Genomic DNA, 15,433 nt, shown 5'->3' with positions numbered 1-15,433 from the left:
CGTCACCCGCCCGTACCCGGAGGTGATCGCCTGTGCGCGGAGCAGCTGCCATCCCCGGGATGTCTCCGGATCCTGATGGTCCTCGGTGGACACCCGGCCGTAGAACGCGAAGCGCAGCCCGTCAGGCGCACCGGGTTCGGAGCCGGGTGAGGGCCGGGCGGTCTCACTCGCCCAGGTGGCCAGCATGCCGGATCGCCCGACGCTTTGATCGGTGTCGAGAGCGGGAGTTCGCCCCGCCATTCGTCTCACCTCCCGCGTACGAGGCCGCCGGTCGGGCTCGGTCGGCCCTGACGGAGAGCGGGTGCGGCCGCGCGTCTCGTCCGGGATGGCTTCGCCTGTGGCTGGGATGCCCGTTGGGGTGCGGGAGCACAACCAGCGCACTGGCGCATCCGAGGTGTTCGCTTCAGTTCAGGAGCGGGGCCGGGGAGGCGTCAGGGAGCCGGGGGAGGCTGGTTCGGCTTCCTAAGGCAGTCGTGGGCAGTAGCCCTGGTCGGCCAGCCAGGCACGGGCCCGGCCGCGCTGCCGCTCGTCACTCAGCCGGTGATAGTCGCGCCATGCCTGGTCGCCTGACGCCAAGACATCTTTGAAGCGGCGGAAGGCGCCCCGGCCGGTGATGGCTGTGCGCAGCCGTTCGGCGAGATCGTCATCGTCGAGTGTTTTGATGAAGAGCTCCATGTCCCGGTAGCCCGGTCGGGAGCCGTGGCAGGGCACGTACAGCCAGCGGTCGGGGTCATCCTCCCGTGCGTCTGCTTCGCCTTCGAGCCATTCGATCGCCTGCGGGTAGCAGTCGCCGGTGGTCAGGTCGAGATGGCCGCCGCCATACATCAGGTCGCCTCCCAGCAGCGTGGCGAGTTCCTCCAGGTCCACGGGCAGCGGGCGCAACAGCGGTGCCGGGCCCCCCTCGGCGGAACCGCGCAGCCGGTCGGCCAGTTCCGCGTCGCCGTCCCAGCCGCGGGCGGTGAGGTGTTCGAGGAACTCGGCCGCCACCGCGTCCGCGCCCGGCACCCGTCGGGCGGCCGCGGCCGCAACGCCGTCGCCGGCCAACTGCAGCACCGCCCGCGTCGGTCGGCTCCGCAACGCTGTGAGCAGCGCCGACCCGTCCGCGCTGTGGATCGCGGTGCGCACTGCCCGCACATCGTCCTCGCTCCACCCCTGGGCCATGGCGTTGACCATAGTCTCCCCGGCTGGCAGGCGAACGCAGGGAGTGCCGCGCAGGTTGGCCCGCGCACCAGTGGTGGCAGGTGTCATCACGGCACGACGCCGTGGCGCGGTTGGCTGATCCGTGTCCGGCCGCCGCACCCGCAGCCCGCCGACGTTCGCGTACCAGCCGTCAACCGCCGAGTCCGGCCTTGTCCAGCTGGGCGAGGAAGCTGGTCTTACGTTTGTGCTCGGCACACAGGGCGTGCAGGTAGTCGGCGAACTCGCCTGGGGTGCCGAGCTGTTGGTGGAGCGCACGCAGCGCCTTGAGGTGGAGTACCGCGTACTGGTAGCGGTACTTATTGCCGGTCTCCGCCAGATACCCGGCGATCAAGCGCCGGTAGGGGCCGGTCACGTCGGCCGGGTGCGTCGTGCGCCGTTGTTCGATCAGGTCCTGGAGCAGGTACTTACCCAGGTCGTCAAGGTGGTCGACGGCTACCTGCCAGGCATCATCGTGCTGTCCGGTCTCTTGCAGGCACAAGATCAGTTCCCGGGCGCCGGCGGGGTGGGCCGGCAGGCGTTCTCGCAGCAGGCCGAGCGCCCACTGAATGGTCTGTGGACTTCCGATGCGGGTGGCGGTGGCTTGCAGCGGATGGAAGACCGCGTGTACGGGGGTGCGCTCGAAGGCCGCGCGGCGCACGGCGAGAACCTCCTGTTCGTTGCCCGCCCGTGTGAGCAGGTCCACCAGGGCATCGCGCAGCGGCGGCAGGTAAGGGCTGGTGGGGTGGGCGGCCAGACCGCGGCGCGCCCAGACGGTCGCCTCCTCGGTGCGGGCAGCGTCCCGCAGCGCCTCGGTGATCTTCAGATACTGGCCCGGGGTGCGCAGGTCGCGCGCCACCACACAGATGTACCGGTCCGTGTCGCCGACGTTCGCGGCCAGCTGTTCACGCAGATCCTGAATGTGCAAAGCGGCCCCGTACCGGTCCTCATCGGTAAGGCCGGACGCCCGATCTTCGACCAGGTCAGCGAGGTGCGCCAGTCCGACCGGCCCGAGGCCGGCAGCGAAATCCGCCAGCTGGAGGTCGGGCCAGCCGGGCCGGTCGAACGTGGTCTTGTCGATCCACGTGGCCAACGTCTGCGGACGCCTCGGCGGCGCAGCACAGACGGCCTTGGCGTAGAGGACCGTCAACGCACGCAACGCGTCGCCCATAGTGCCGCCGGAGTCATCCAGGTACATCAACGCCTTCGCCACACGGTCCACCGCGGTGCGCAGTTTCGGCGCCGCCTGGTCCGCCAGCCCGCCGTCCAGCAGCCGCTCGGCCGCTTCGTGGACGGCCCAGGCCGCATCCAGGTATTCGCCGTGCCCGGCGTAGGGGCCGCGGCGCCTGTCCCGGCGCAGCCCGTCCACCAGCCCGGCCAGCTCCTCAACCTCGCTCATCCGGACATCCCATCAGACCGCCGCGCAGGTAGGCTGCCGGGCCGTGAGCGAGTACCAGTACTACGAGTTCCTGGCCGTCGACCGCCCGCTGACCGACGCCGAGATCGCCCAGGTAAGAGCGCTGTCTACGCGGGCCCGGATCACCTCCACCAGCTTCGTCAACGAATATCACTGGGGTGACTTCCACGGCGATTCCACCAAGCTCGTGGAGCAGCTTTACGACGCCCACCTGTACTACGCGAACTGGGGCAGCCGCCGTCTTCTGCTGCGTATTCCCGCCTCCGTGCTCCCGGCCAAGACCGCGCAGGGCTACGCGCTTCAGGAGACACTCGCGGTGTGGACGCGCGGCGGCCATACCCTGCTGGACTTCTCCCTGAGCGCCGAGGACGGCGGCGAGTGGGATTTCGAGACCTCCTTCGAGCTCGCCTCGTTCGCCGGGCTCCGCGCCGAGCTCGCGGCTGGGGACCTTCGCCCGTTGTACCTGGGCTGGCTGGCCGCCGTCGCCGTCTGGGAGCTCGCGGACGATGACGAAGAGGAGTACCAGCGCGAAACGGAGCCATCCGTCCCCGCCGGGCTGGCCGAGCTGACCGGGCCGCAGCGGGCCCTCGCGGACTTCCTGCGCGTCCCGCAGGACCTGCTCGCCGTCGCAGCGTCCGACAGCGCTCCGGCCACCGAGTCGGCGGCCGCCCCGGACAGGCTCGCCGCCTTCATCGCCGGACTTCCGGCGCCCGAGAAGGACACCCTGCTGCTCCAGGCAGCCCTCGGCACAGCCCCCCAGCTCGGCCCCGGACTCCTGGCCCGCTTCCGGCAATCCCTACGCACCAGCGAGGGCGGCCCCGGGGTACGCCGCAGCGCGGCCCAGCTCCTGGACGCGGCCCACCGCCACCGCACCGTGCGCGCCCAGCGGGAGCGGGCCGCACGCGGGGCGGCGGAGCAAGCGCGAGTACGGGCAGTCGCCGAGGCCCGCGACGCGCGCCTGGACCACTTGGCCCGCGACCAGGCGACCGTCTGGCGCTCCGTCGACGACCTCATCGCCCAGCGCAAACCGGCCGCCTACGACCAGGCCGTCGCGCTGCTCAGCGACCTGCGCGCACTCCACGCACGTCAGGGCAGCGCCGCCGACTTCGACCATAGATCCGGCGAACTGCGCACCGCCCACCGAGGAAAGCCCTCGCTCATGCGCCGATTCGACGCCCTGGGCTTCCCCAACCCCTGACCGTCCGGCCGGGCGAGCCGAGCCAAGGCGCCTTCATACATGGGTGTGCGCCGAAGCCACCCACTAGGCCGGGCGGCTTCGGCACGGAGTTGGGGACGGCCAGAGGCGGGCGCGTGCGGCACGTCCAGGCGCAGCCCGACCGCAGCGCGGCGATGTCGGCCGTCGATACCACATGGCCCGTCCCGGTGTCAGGACCGTAAACGAAAGGGGAGTTGGGCTGCCGGTCCTCGGTAGGGTCGCGGTATGAGCAGCGCATCCCCTTCGCCTATCCGAGCCGTCGACTCCCCGTACGAGCAGTTCCTCGCGACGGTGGGCAGGCAGCCGACGGCGGCGCAGTGTGAACAGTGGGCCGACGAGCACCCCGGGGATCCGGACCAGGACCGCGCCCTGGTGCACGCCGGATGGTTGACCGCCCGCGGCAAGCAGCACCAGGACGGCGACGACGCAAAGGCGCTGGAGCTGTTCACTCGGGCGACGAAACTCAGCGGCGCGGCCGGCCGACAGGCGCAGGTCGGGGTGGTGGAGACGCTCTACGCGCAGGACCGCGAGCGGGACGCCGAACAGGCCGAGCAAGCCCTACGCGAGGAGCTGACCGAGCAGCCCGATGAGGCCGTGGCCGACCTGCAGGTCTTCGACGACATGGTCGACATGCTTGGGGAGATCGGCAGGTCCGAACGGGCCCTTGACTGGTGTCTGGCCGCCCTGGCACACCCCGCAGCGCGGGAGAACAAGGGGACCGGTGGCGGCGAGGCCGCCCGACTGCGCCGCGAGCTGCGCATCAGCCGGGCTCTCCTGCGCCGGGACCTCGGTCTGGAGCCGACCGACGACGACCTGGCCGCCGAAGCCGAGACTGACGCCGAACTACGGGAATTCGGGGAAGAGTTGGACCGGGCACTGAGTGGGCTGCCGTCGGGGAAGCCGGTGGAGGTGCCCGAGGACACAGCGGCCTTCGACGGGATCGTGCTGCGCTGGGTACGCGAGGACTTCGCCGCCGTACGCACCCGCTGGCCCGAGTCGACCGACTCCTACGGGGACGACTACACCGCCTACGCACAGCGGCTGCAGACCGACGCGCGCACCTACGCGGAGGCCGGCGCCGCCCGGGTGCACATCGTCAGCGCCACCTTGGCCGCGTACGAGGAGTTCGCCGTCCGCGAAGGGCGCGATGCCGACACCCCGGACACCCGCCGCGCGTTCAGCAGGCATGTGGTGCGCGCCCACCCGGACAAGTCGCTGGCGTGGCCCCCGCCGCGGAACGGGCCATGCTGGTGCGACTCGGGCCGAAAATACAAGAAGTGCTGCGGCGCCCCGGTCAGGAACTGATCTCGCAGGGAAGGACCACACAGTGGAGGGTCTGTCGGACCAGGACCTCGACGCCATGATCGCCGAGGCGCTCGTTGACGCCTACGGCGAGGACGAAGAGCTGGTCGGCTTCCATGCCGTGCTCAGCGACCGCGTTACCGTGCCCTTCACCACCGAAGTGTTGGGTGTCGACGTCATCGTCGAGGAGATCGACCTGCGACCAGGCAGCGGAGTGGTAGCGATCTGCCGCCGCGGACGGATCCTCCAACCCATAGGTCTGCGAGACCTCCCGCTGCCCGACCCTCCGCCCGAGGGCGCCGAATGGATCGAAGCTTTCCGCCACTGGGCCCTGTGAAGCCCTTCGGTGAAAGCGTCCCGAAGAGGGAGGGATTCGTGCTCCGGAATCGACAGGGCCCCTGCCCCTCGATAAGGCCGGGACCAGAGAGCGCCACCCCTGTGAGGGATGTCGACCGGCGTCCAAGTTCAATACGCTGAGTGGTATCTGCCCTACACCGATAGCTCAAGTACCGCGGTGAGACACGCATTCCGTGGGCTCCCGGTATCGATCCCCCCTCGGACACCAGCGAGACCCCAGTTCATCTGGGGTCTTTTGCGTTTCCGTGGGCGTAACCCAGGTGGGTGACCAATAGCCCAGCCAGCCTGGTCGCCTGGTGACGCCCCGTGGTGTGGAGTGACTGTGGCGCTCTTGCTGGCTCCGAGCAGGGGCGGGAGGCAACGGGTATTTCGCTTTGTTGGTAGCCCAAGCAAGCGGTTGCCGCCCTGCGGTGCGCACCTTTGAGGAGCTGAGCCGCACTCCCGGCACCCGAGCCGGCGAATCGGCGTCGATTGGCGAGTGCTGTCCTTGACTGGCCGCCGGTACGCCTGATGCGCTTGGCTGGTTGCATGTCGATCTCGGGGGTTGTCTGCGTGTCCAGGTCGGTTCCGCCTGCGCTGCTCCATACGAAGGATCGCGAGATGGAGGCCTGTGGTCGCCTTGCCGAGGCGGAGATCGATCTTGTGCGTCGATTGCCACAACGATGGCAGCGATTAGGTCAGGCGCCCGAGTCGCCGCTGCAAGTGCATGCCCGCACTGCGAACGGCAGGAAGGTCGGGGGCAGGGCGAGGGCCTGCTCATGAGGATGCGGCGTGGCTTGGCGATTGCCGTCATCGCCGGTGGTGGCGCGGCTACGACGATGCTGGTGGGGCTCGTCACGAACGCAGTTTCAGAGCAGTCGCATTGGCCCTCCTGGCTCGGCTGGATGCAGCGGCATCCCTGGTTGTCGTTTATCTTCCTGGGCGCGGTATTGGTCGGTTTGACGGCACTGCTCGCCGCATTGGCGGACGGCGCGACGCCGGGAGACCGTCCGGAGCCGCTCGTCCGGCCGGATGATGAGTCCGGACCGCCAGGTGCAGCCTTGGTGCTGCGCTCCTTGCCACGAGACACCGGGGCGTTCACCAACCGTCACGCTGAGCTGGAGCGGTTGACGAGTTCGGTTGAAGCGTGCCAAGAGAACGGGGAGTCATTGCCGGTCCATGTGATCGACGGGATGCCCGGGGTTGGGAAGACGACGTTCGCGGTGCATGCCGGGCATGTGCTCGCGGAGCGGTTTCCGGACGGGCAGCTCTTCGTGAACTTGAACGGGTACACGCCCGGGCGGCACCCGGTGCAGGCGGCCGACGCACTGGCCTCGCTGTTAGCCGCGACCGGCGTGCCCGCGCAGCGGATTCCGGTCGGAGATGACGCAGGGGTGGTCACTCAGGCACGGGCTGCCATGTGGAGGAGCCGACTGGCTGGCAAGAAGGCGTTGCTCATCCTCGACAACGCCGCCAGCTACCTGCAGTTGGAGCCGCTGTTGCCCGGGGGAAACGGCTGCCTGGTCCTTGTGACCAGTCGCAAGCGGCTGGCGGGCCACGAGGAGGTGGTCCTGCCGGTGGAGGCTCTGCCGCAAGATCACGCGATCTCGCTGTTCACGCTGCTCAGCAGACGGCCGGCGGGTAGTTACGATCGGGCGGTACTGGAGGATCTGGTGCAGCTTTGCGGCAACTTGCCGCTCGGGGTATCACTGCTCGCCGCCCGGCTGCGACACCATCCCTCCTGGACCGCAGAGGACCTGCGAGGGCGGCTGCTGGCGGCACGGGATCGGCTGGGAGAAATGCGCGCCGGGGAACGCGCGGTGGCCGCGACGTTCGACCTCTCCTACCGAGACCTGCCGCCGAGGCGGCAGCAGTTCTTCCGGCGGCTCGGCCTGTACCCGGGCACGGACATTGACGCATACATCGGCGCGGCAGTCGACGGTGTCTCGGTGTCGGAGGCACGTCGGCATCTCGACGAGCTCTATGACGACCACCTGATCGACGAGCATCCTGGGGGTCGCTATCGGCTCCATGACCTGCTGCGCGACTACGCCCGAGGTCTCACCGACGAGGGACATGGTATGGATCACGCTCAAGCCGTCCAGCGCGTGTGCAGCTATTATCTGACGGCCCTCGCCAATGCGAACAGTCACTTGGCCCGTGGCGGTGCTGTCGCTCCCCCTACGGTGGACCCCTCTGACCCGACCGTGCCAACGAATGTTGATCTACCGCCCCTCGCAACGCGAACCGTCGCCCTGGGTTGGCTGGAGGACGAACGCCCTAATGTGCTGGCCTGCATCGAGCGGGCGAACAGCCTGGCATTGCATTCTCTGGTCATCCGCCTCGCCGCGGCCATGGCTCCGTTTCTGCGACAGGCAGGCCCCTGGGACCAGGCAGTCAGCCTCCACCGTGCCGCTGCGGAAGCAGCCCAACGAACCGGAGACCGGCAGGCGTTGGCCGACGCGCTGGCCGAACTCGGCGTCGTGCGCCGCTTCATGGCCAACTATGCCGAAGCGGGCCGGACGCTGAACGAGGCGGTACGGCACTACGACGCCGTCGGTGACCTGCGTGGCAAGGCCAATGCTCTCAACCAGGTAGGCATCGTGTGGTACATGACGGCGGACAACGCGGCGTCTGCTCAGGCACAGACACAGGCCCTCGCGCTCTACCGTGACCTGGACGACCGGCTCGGACAGGCCAATGCGCTCGCGGACCTCGGCATGGTCCGTCGGCAGACCAGCAGGCTCGACGCGGCGGTGGAATCACAGACAGAGGCACTGGCGATCTACCGGGAGCTTGGCGATCGCTACGGCGAAGCCAATGCGCTGCGGGACCTCGGCGTAGTCCACTGCCTCATGGGGGAGTACGCCTTGGCCGGGCAGCGTCACAGTGCGGCCTTCGACATCTACAGGGAACTGGACGACAGGGTCCACCAGGCCTACGCACTCAACGAGATGGGCGTCGTTCGCCGACTGACCGGCGATGAAACAGGCGCGTGGGAGGCCCACACCATGGCGCTCGAGTACTACACCGAGCTCGGCGACCGGTTCGGCCGGGCCAATAGCACTCGGTACCTGGGCGTGCTTGCGCGGCTGGCTGGTCGTCCGTCGGAGGCGATCGCCGCGCAAGAGGAGGCTCTCGCCGTCTACCGCGAGCTCGGCAGTCGCGGTGGAGAGGCCGCCGCACTCGGTGAATTGGGCGCAGCGCGAGCAGACGCCGGGGATCTCTCGCGGGCCACAGCTGCATTCGAACGAAGCTGGGAAATTCTTGGAGAGCTGGGAGATCAGTGCGCTGAGGCGGAGGTGTTGAATCACTCTGGGAAGCTGCTTCGAACCTCTGGGGATCCGGCCGCCGGTCGCGCGCGCTTCAGCCGAGCATTGCGCCTTGCTCGGGAGATCAGGTGTCCGCTGGAGGAGGCGAGGGCTCTGGAGGGGATCGGTGCCTGCGATCTGATCCTTGACGGGCGCCGTCACGCCGAGCCGTCGCTGCGCGAAGCACTCGCCGTCTATCAGCGGTTGGGTGCGACCGTGGCGGCCACGGAGATCGAACGTCTGCTGCTGACGCAGTCGTGATGAGCCATAGCCGAACCGTGCACCGTCCGGCTATGGCATCGGACCAGGCCAAGCGGCCGGTTTTCGGTGTGCCGCAACACCGCTCGGGGCTGCTACGTTGCCAATAGGCGAGTTGATCCAACCACCCTTGAACCGCGCCGACTTCAACCTTCCGATGCTTGGCGCAGACAACACTAGGAGCGTTGAATGTCGACGAGCACGGCCGTCCCCACACCGCCCGACGCAGCATCATTCGATGGTGCGGAAACGACGCAAGACTCCGTGGTTTTGGAGCGTATCGCCGCTCGTGTGCAGCTTCGCATGGCGGCTGAGCAAGAGGCGTCGAATGTTGACGGTGGCGGCCATCCGGCGTCGCTCATCTGGCCGTGGCCGCTGTAGCCGCATCCGTTCGATGACGTCGCCCGATACACCATTTCGAACATTCATTCTCAAAGTCGCGAACCGCTGCAATATCGACTGCGACTACTGCTATGTCTTCAACTCGAAGGACCAAGCGTGGCGGGCTTTGCCGCCGCGGATGAGTGTGGATGTGGCGCGTGCGGCAGCCGCCAGGATCGCCGAGCATGTGACCAGGTATGGTCTTCGGACCGTGCATGTCGTGCTGCACGGCGGCGAGCCGCTGCTCGCGGGCCCGCGTCACCTGGCGGACCTGTTGCGTGCGCTCCAGGAGGGCATTCCACCTGGCACGGAGATCCGCTTCGAGCTTCAGACCAACGGGACGCTCATCTCTGAAGCATGGCTCGACCTCTTCGAGCAGTTCACCGTCACAGTGGGAGTCAGCCTCGACGGGCCACCGGCTGCGAATGACCGCCACCGCCTGACCCATGCTTCCAGGTCAAGTGCCGCCGCGGCAGTAAGGGGCGTCGAGCTGCTGCGCTCCAGGCGGAACCTGTTCGCAGGTCTGCTGGCGGTCGTGGACCTGGCCAACGACCCGGTTGAAGTGCATGACTACCTGGCGTCGTTCGAGCCTCCAGTGATCGACTTCGGCTTGCCGCACGGAACCCACGATGAGCCGCCCCACCGCAACGATCCAGCGAGCCCCGAATACGGACTGTGGATGAGCAGCGTCTACGATGCGTGGCTCGCCCGGCCCCAGTACCGGCACAGCATCCGGCTGCTGGAGGACATAGTTGCCCTCAGCTCCGGCGCGCGCGGCGCAGTGGACACCCTCGGATTGGCGCCGTCGGGCTGTGTCGTGATCGAATCCGACGGCACGATCGAGGGCGTGGACACCCTACGCTCCGTTGAGGAAGGGGCCTCCTGGCTGGGCCTGGATGTCTTCATCGAGTCGTTCGACCAGGCCATCCGCCATCCAAAGCTTCTGCACCGGCAGCGCGGAAAGGCCGCTCTCGCTGATGAGTGTCAGAAGTGTTCGCTGGTGGACGTGTGCGGCGGAGGCTATCACCCGCATCGGTTCAGTGCTGCCCGCGGATATCAGAACCCTTCGGTCTACTGTGCGGATCTGGAGCACCTCATCCGGCACGTCCAGGGCTCCCTGCGGCGGCACGGCTGGAAGCTGAGTGCACCTGCTGTCTCATAGCCGTGACCCATCTGCACTGAGACGATTGAAGTGGTGGGCACTGGCCACTCACCGGCGCGAGCGAACGACGAGCGACAGGAGAACATCCCGATGACTGTGACGATCCGCCACGCAGAGAAGGGCGACATCCGTACCGTTGCCGAATTGATCGAGGAGATCGAGCGGTTCTACGGATCGACCGAGATTCAGCACCTTGAGGAGCGCCAGCTTCAGGTGGAGGAAGCACTCTTCGGTTCTCCGCCGCTTGCGTCTGCACTCCTGGTCGAGGACGAGACGGGAGACATCGTCGGGCTTGCCGCCTACTCGTTTCTCTGGCCCGCGGCAGGGTCATCCCACTCGCTCTTCCTCAAGGAGCTGTACGTCCGTAGCACGCTGCGTCGGCAAGGCGTTGGGGCCCGCCTCATGAACGAGCTCCGTTCCATTGCCGCAGCGCGCCCGGGTTGTAGTCGGGTCGAGTGGATGACGGATCGCGACAATCCGAACGCGCGCAACTTCTACAGGTCCCTCGGGTTCGCGGAGTTCGACGGAAAGGTTGTGTATCGGGTCGACACCGGCTCGGCCTGAATGCAATCAGGGCGACATCGACGGCGGCGACCGAGGGCTGGAGCGGCTGTCTGACTCGCTTCCCGTGCTGCGTGGCTCTGGCGACCGTCGGCGGCGCGGCGACCCAGACTCCGGGGCATGAGTGGGTCGGCGACATGAGAGGCCTGATCAGTACTCCGAGTGGAGTGGGCGCACTGCCCAGCGCTAGCCACGTGCAGTTGCCACTGGGCCATGATGTGCCTTCACCGCGTGTACAACGCGTTGATGTCCGCCGCATACGCCCCCGCGATCGCCCTCCGCCTCAGCTTCAGCGTCGGCGTCACCAGGCCCGCGTCCAGGCTGAACTCGTTCGGCAGGATGCGGAACGCCCGGATGGACTCCGCCCGCGAGACGCGCCTATTGGCCCGTGACACCGCCCGCTGGATCTGCGCCCGCAGATCCTCGTCGTCCGTCATCTTCGCCACGATGGCCTGGGGCTTTCCCCGCAGGGCCTGCCAGTGGGCCAGTGCCTCCGGGTCCACGGTGATCAGCGCGGCGATGTACGGCTGGTCGTCGCCGACCACGAGGCACTGGGAGATCAGGGGATGGTGGCGCAGCTGCTCCTCCAGGGGCAGCGGAGCCACGCTCTTGCCGCCGCTCGTGGTGATGATGTCCTTCTTGCGCCCGGTGATGACGAGGTAGCCCTCGTGATCGAGATGGCCCGTGTCGCCGGTGGCGAACCAGCCGTCGCGCAGCACCGCCTCGGTGGCCTTGGGGTTGTTGAGATAGCCCGCGAAGACCGTGTCTCCGCGAACCCACACCTCGCCGTCGTCCGCGATGTGCACCGAGCAGCCGGGGATCGGCCGGCCCACCGTGCCGAATCTGACCGCTCCCGGCGGTTGGGCCGTGATCGCGCCCGAGGTCTCCGTGAGGCCGTAGCAGTCGTAGACGGTGACGCCCGCGCCCGCGAAGAACAGACCCAGCTCCCTGCGGAGCGTCGACCCGCCGGACACGGCGTTGCGTACATGGCTGCCCAGCACGGCACGGAGCTTGCCGTAGACCAGGCGGTCGTAGACGGCGTGGACGACCTTGAGCGACGGGCTCGGGCCGTGACCCTTGCCGGTGGACTGGTGTTCCACTGCCTCCGCGTAGCGCACCGCGACGGCCGCCGCCTTGTCGAAGAGGGCGGTGTGTCCCGCCTCCTCGGCGGTGCGGCGGGCCTTGTGGAAGATCTTCTCGAAGATGTACGGGACCGCGAAGAGGAACGTCGGCCGGAACGAGACCAGCGCGGGCAGCAGCGACTCGGGTGTCAGATCGGGATGGTGGCCGAGGCGGACCCCGCCGCGCACGCAGCTGACCGTGACCATCAGCCCGTAGATGTGCGCGACGGGCAGGAAGTTGAGGATCGACGGCTGCACACCGGGATCGGCGATGAGCCCGCCCCACCCCTGGAGCAGGATGTCGCACTCGGCGGCCAGATTGGCATGGGTGACGAGGCATCCCTTGGGTGTTCCGGTGGTCCCGGATGTGTAGCTGATCGCGGCGACCTGGTCCGGCAGCACCGCGGCGCGGTGACGGTGGATCATCTCGTCCTCGACAGGGCGCCCCTGCTCCCGCAGGGAGGCCACACAGTCCAGGTCCATCTGCCAGATCGCGGACAGCCGCGTCTCGGAGTCGGTGGCCGCGGCCACGGTCATCGCGTGGTTCTCGTGCTCGACCACGATGGCCCGCGCCTGGGAATCGGAGAGGATCCAGCGCACCTGCTCGATGGACGAGGTGGGGTACACGGGAACGACCTCGGCGCCGACGGACCACAGCGCGTACACAAGCAGGGTCCACTCGTAGCGCGTGCGGGACATGAGCGCGACCCGGTCGCCGAAGCGGATGCCGTTGGCCAGCAGTCCCTTCGCCACGGCCAGGACTTCGTCACGGAACTGCCCCGCGCTCACCGGCTGCCAGTCGTCCGGGTCCGAGGCTGTCCGGAGGGAGAGCTGCACCAGGGACGGATCACGCTCCGCGGTCTCGTAGACCGAGTCGGCGAGACTTCCCGACCACGCAGGTGGGGTATGCAACGGAGGACCGTTTCCCAGCATCCGGCCACTCCCTTCCCCGTGTTCGGGGCGTCGCGCTGTGCAACCCAGGGAGCGAAAGGTACCTGTTGAACGAACTCCTGCCTAGTTTCCGGGAGTCACAGCGGCCTTCCACCGGGGCTGCGACGCCTCGAAGGCGGCGAGCGTCCACATCAGGGCCGATGCGGGGACCAGAGCCGACAGCACGTCGAAGGCCGGATCCTGCGAGGGGCGACAGACGCGACATGCGGCGAGCTGTCCGGGCAGGTCGTGAGTAGCTGCGGGGAGCGCGGAGCCGGTCGGGCGAGTGCCGGCCAGGAGAGGTGACAGACCATGGCAGCCGTCCTGGGGACCTGCGGGCCGGGCGCAAGAACGTCCCAGGCCTCGTGGCGGCGGATCCGCGTCAGGCAGGCTGCTCGTCCCTGACCCGCCACAGCCACCTGATGTCGCGCCCGAAGGACCAGATCAGCGCCCCGAGCGCGAACAGGACCACGGCGAACTCCGGCACCGTCGGCAGGATTCCGGCGCCCGCCACCAGCAGTACGATCCCTTGCAGGGCTGCCACCGTCTTGCGGGCCGTGCTGGGGGGCAGTGGTGCGCGCAGCCACGGCAGGACCCGGGCCGCGGCGACGAAGGCGTAGCGCATCGCGCCGATCAGCAGCACCCAGGGGCCCAGCGAACCGGCCACGTAGATGCTGAGGACCAGGATGAGAACCGCGTCGACCTCCATGTCGAAGCGTGCCCCCAAGGGGGTCGACGTCCCGGTGGCCCGGGCGACCTTGCCGTCGACCGCGTCGAGGATGAGGGCCACCGCGGTGAGCGCCACCAGCAGGGTCACCGGCGGCGGGCTCGCGACGGAGTCGGCGACCAGCGCGGTCACGCCTCCGACGAGGGTCGCCCGGGCGAGCGTGACCCGGTTGGCCGCTCCGAAGGAGCCGAGCCACGACCGGCGCAGGGCAGGTATGAGCACCGACCACGTGACGATGCCGAAGGCGAGGCCGGTGAGCCAGCCCGCGGGCCCCAGGCCTATCGCCGTGCCGAGCAGGGACAACAGGGCGAGCTGGGCGCCCGCCCCCACGACAGTTTCGTGCCGAAGGGGCCTCATGTCGTAGGCGTTGTTCAAGGCCACCGTGCGTACCCTCCGGCTGAGTGACAGAGTCGATCAGTGCCGCGTACCGTGTGCGGCTCCACGGCGATCAGTACGTCTGTTGTCGCCCGAACGTTCAGGAGGAATCCGATGGACCGCGCAGCCCGCGCCTTCTGGCTCCGCTCGCCCGGCCACGGTGAGATCCGGGACGTCGCTCTGCAAGAACCCGCAGCTGAGGACGTACTGGTGCGCACGTTGTGCTCCGGTATCAGCCGGGGCACGGAGACGCTCGTCTTCCGCGGTGGCGTGCCGCAGAGCCAGCACGACGCCATGCGGGCGCCGTTCCAGGAGGGCGACTTTCCCGGGCCGGTCAAGTACGGCTATCTCAACGTCGGCATCGTCGAGCAGGGGCCGCCACAGCTGCTCGGCCGTACCGTCTTCTGCCTCTACCCGCACCAGACCCGCTATGTCGTCCCCGCGAGCGCCGTGACCGTCGTGCCCGACTCCGTCCCCGCCTCGCGCGCGGTGCTGGCCGGAACCGTGGAGACCGCCGTCAACGCCCTCTGGGACGCCGCTCCCATGCTCGGCGACCGGATCGCCGTGGTCGGCGCGGGTATGGTCGGCGCCGGTGTCGCCGCACTTCTCGCCCGGTATCCCGCCGTCCGCGTACAGCTCGTCGACGCGGACCCGGCGCGCGCCTCGGTCGCCGAGGCTCTCGGCGTGGAGTTCGCCCTTCCTCAGGACGCGGCGGGCGACTGCGATCTCGTCGTCCACGCCAGCGCCACCGAGGAGGGACTCGCGCGTTCGCTGGAACTCCTCGCTTTGGAGGGGACTGTTCTCGAACTGAGCTGGTACGGCGACCGGCGGGTCAGCCTGCCGCTGGGGGAGGCATTCCACTCCCGCCGCCTGGTCGTGCGCAGCAGCCAGGTGGGGACGGTGTCCCCGGCCCGCGGCTCCCGTCGGACCTACGCCGACCGGCTCGCCCTCGCGCTCGACCTGCTCGCCGATCCCGCCTTCGACGCGCTGGTCACCGGCGAATGCGCCTTCGACGAGCTGCCGCAGGTGCTGCCGAGGCTCGCCTCCGGGGAACTGCCGGGACTCTGCCACCGCGTGAGGTACGAAAACGTCGCTGATCCGGCCTGAACAAGGAGGTCAGGTCGGCCGTACTAAGGGTTCAGAAGTACCGCCATACCTGG

General features: G+C 68.6%; 12 protein-coding genes. 8 read left to right on the top strand and 4 right to left on the bottom strand.

Annotated elements, in window-relative coordinates:
* Nucleotides 1-462: 462 nt before the first annotated feature.
* Nucleotides 463-1,161 (bottom strand): UPF0158 family protein, encoded by a 699-nt coding sequence (locus tag OG293_RS05365; protein WP_405997606.1) that lies wholly within the window; start codon nucleotides 1,159-1,161, stop codon nucleotides 463-465.
* Between the two features lie 169 nt (nucleotides 1,162-1,330).
* Complete coding sequence (locus OG293_RS05360) at nucleotides 1,331-2,575, bottom strand: hypothetical protein (RefSeq protein ID WP_405997605.1); 1,245 nt, start codon at nucleotides 2,573-2,575, stop codon at nucleotides 1,331-1,333.
* A 43-nt stretch (nucleotides 2,576-2,618) separates the two neighbouring features.
* Here OG293_RS05360 and OG293_RS05355 point away from each other — a divergent pair, with 43 nt between their 5' ends.
* The 7 genes from OG293_RS05355 to haaN all read left to right on the top strand — a co-directional run bounded on the left by OG293_RS05355 (nucleotide 2,619) and on the right by haaN (nucleotide 11,123).
* Nucleotides 2,619-3,791, top strand: a complete 1,173-nt coding sequence (locus OG293_RS05355; protein ID WP_405997604.1) for a hypothetical protein — start codon at nucleotides 2,619-2,621, stop codon at nucleotides 3,789-3,791.
* A gap of 243 nt (nucleotides 3,792-4,034) precedes the next feature.
* A complete protein-coding gene (locus tag OG293_RS05350; protein WP_405997603.1) occupies nucleotides 4,035-5,114 on the top strand; it encodes an SEC-C metal-binding domain-containing protein in 1,080 nt (359 codons plus the stop codon).
* Between the two features lie 22 nt (nucleotides 5,115-5,136).
* Nucleotides 5,137-5,448 (top strand): hypothetical protein, encoded by a 312-nt coding sequence (locus tag OG293_RS05345; protein WP_099498388.1) that lies wholly within the window; start codon nucleotides 5,137-5,139, stop codon nucleotides 5,446-5,448.
* A gap of 796 nt (nucleotides 5,449-6,244) precedes the next feature.
* Nucleotides 6,245-9,019 (top strand): cyclophane-containing RiPP biosynthesis TPR protein HaaT, encoded by a 2,775-nt coding sequence (gene haaT / locus OG293_RS05340; protein WP_405997602.1) that lies wholly within the window; start codon nucleotides 6,245-6,247, stop codon nucleotides 9,017-9,019.
* Nucleotides 9,020-9,205: 186 nt separating this feature from the next.
* Entirely contained in the window at nucleotides 9,206-9,397 is a 192-nt protein-coding gene (haaA, locus tag OG293_RS05335; protein WP_405997601.1) for a HaaA family cyclophane-containing RiPP peptide, read from the top strand.
* A 13-nt stretch (nucleotides 9,398-9,410) separates the two neighbouring features.
* Nucleotides 9,411-10,559 (top strand): FxsB family cyclophane-forming radical SAM/SPASM peptide maturase, encoded by a 1,149-nt coding sequence (locus OG293_RS05330; RefSeq protein ID WP_405997600.1) that lies wholly within the window; start codon nucleotides 9,411-9,413, stop codon nucleotides 10,557-10,559.
* 90 nt (nucleotides 10,560-10,649) lie between these two features.
* Complete coding sequence (haaN, locus tag OG293_RS05325) at nucleotides 10,650-11,123, top strand: cyclophane-containing RiPP N-acetyltransferase HaaN (protein WP_405997599.1); 474 nt, start codon at nucleotides 10,650-10,652, stop codon at nucleotides 11,121-11,123.
* Between the two features lie 221 nt (nucleotides 11,124-11,344).
* On the opposite strand, the gene OG293_RS05320 is transcribed toward haaN, so the two are convergent.
* Complete coding sequence (locus OG293_RS05320; protein WP_405997598.1) at nucleotides 11,345-13,174, bottom strand: AMP-dependent synthetase/ligase; 1,830 nt, start codon at nucleotides 13,172-13,174, stop codon at nucleotides 11,345-11,347.
* A gap of 379 nt (nucleotides 13,175-13,553) precedes the next feature.
* Nucleotides 13,554-14,279, bottom strand: a complete 726-nt coding sequence (locus OG293_RS05315) for a CDP-alcohol phosphatidyltransferase family protein (protein WP_405997597.1) — start codon at nucleotides 14,277-14,279, stop codon at nucleotides 13,554-13,556.
* A 108-nt stretch (nucleotides 14,280-14,387) separates the two neighbouring features.
* Here OG293_RS05315 and OG293_RS05310 point away from each other — a divergent pair, with 108 nt between their 5' ends.
* A complete protein-coding gene (locus tag OG293_RS05310) occupies nucleotides 14,388-15,380 on the top strand; it encodes a zinc-binding alcohol dehydrogenase (protein ID WP_405997596.1) in 993 nt (330 codons plus the stop codon).
* The last annotated feature ends 53 nt before the right edge of the window (nucleotides 15,381-15,433 follow it).

Origin of the sequence: Streptomyces sp. NBC_00829, assembly GCF_045161795.1 — a bacterium.
In the GTDB taxonomy this organism is placed as follows: Bacteria; Actinomycetota; Actinomycetes; order Streptomycetales; family Streptomycetaceae; genus Streptomyces.
Note: the sequence above shows the minus strand (reverse complement) of the source record. Positions and strands in the feature narration are given on the sequence as shown.

What these genes read in the sequence shown, in the direction of transcription:
- OG293_RS05350 (WP_405997603.1), top strand. Translation starts at nt 4,035, where the DNA reads ATGAGCAGCGCATCCCCTTCGCCTATCCGAGCCGTCGACTCCCCGTAC.
- haaN (WP_405997599.1), top strand. Translation starts at nt 10,650, where the DNA reads ATGACTGTGACGATCCGCCACGCAGAGAAGGGCGACATCCGTACCGTT.
- OG293_RS05360 (WP_405997605.1), bottom strand. Translation starts at nt 2,575, where the DNA reads ATGAGCGAGGTTGAGGAGCTGGCCGGGCTGGTGGACGGGCTGCGCCGG.
- OG293_RS05365 (WP_405997606.1), bottom strand. Translation starts at nt 1,161, where the DNA reads ATGGCCCAGGGGTGGAGCGAGGACGATGTGCGGGCAGTGCGCACCGCG.
- OG293_RS05320 (WP_405997598.1), bottom strand. Translation starts at nt 13,174, where the DNA reads ATGCTGGGAAACGGTCCTCCGTTGCATACCCCACCTGCGTGGTCGGGA.
- haaA (WP_405997601.1), top strand. Translation starts at nt 9,206, where the DNA reads ATGTCGACGAGCACGGCCGTCCCCACACCGCCCGACGCAGCATCATTC.
- OG293_RS05330 (WP_405997600.1), top strand. Translation starts at nt 9,411, where the DNA reads ATGACGTCGCCCGATACACCATTTCGAACATTCATTCTCAAAGTCGCG.
- OG293_RS05310 (WP_405997596.1), top strand. Translation starts at nt 14,388, where the DNA reads ATGGACCGCGCAGCCCGCGCCTTCTGGCTCCGCTCGCCCGGCCACGGT.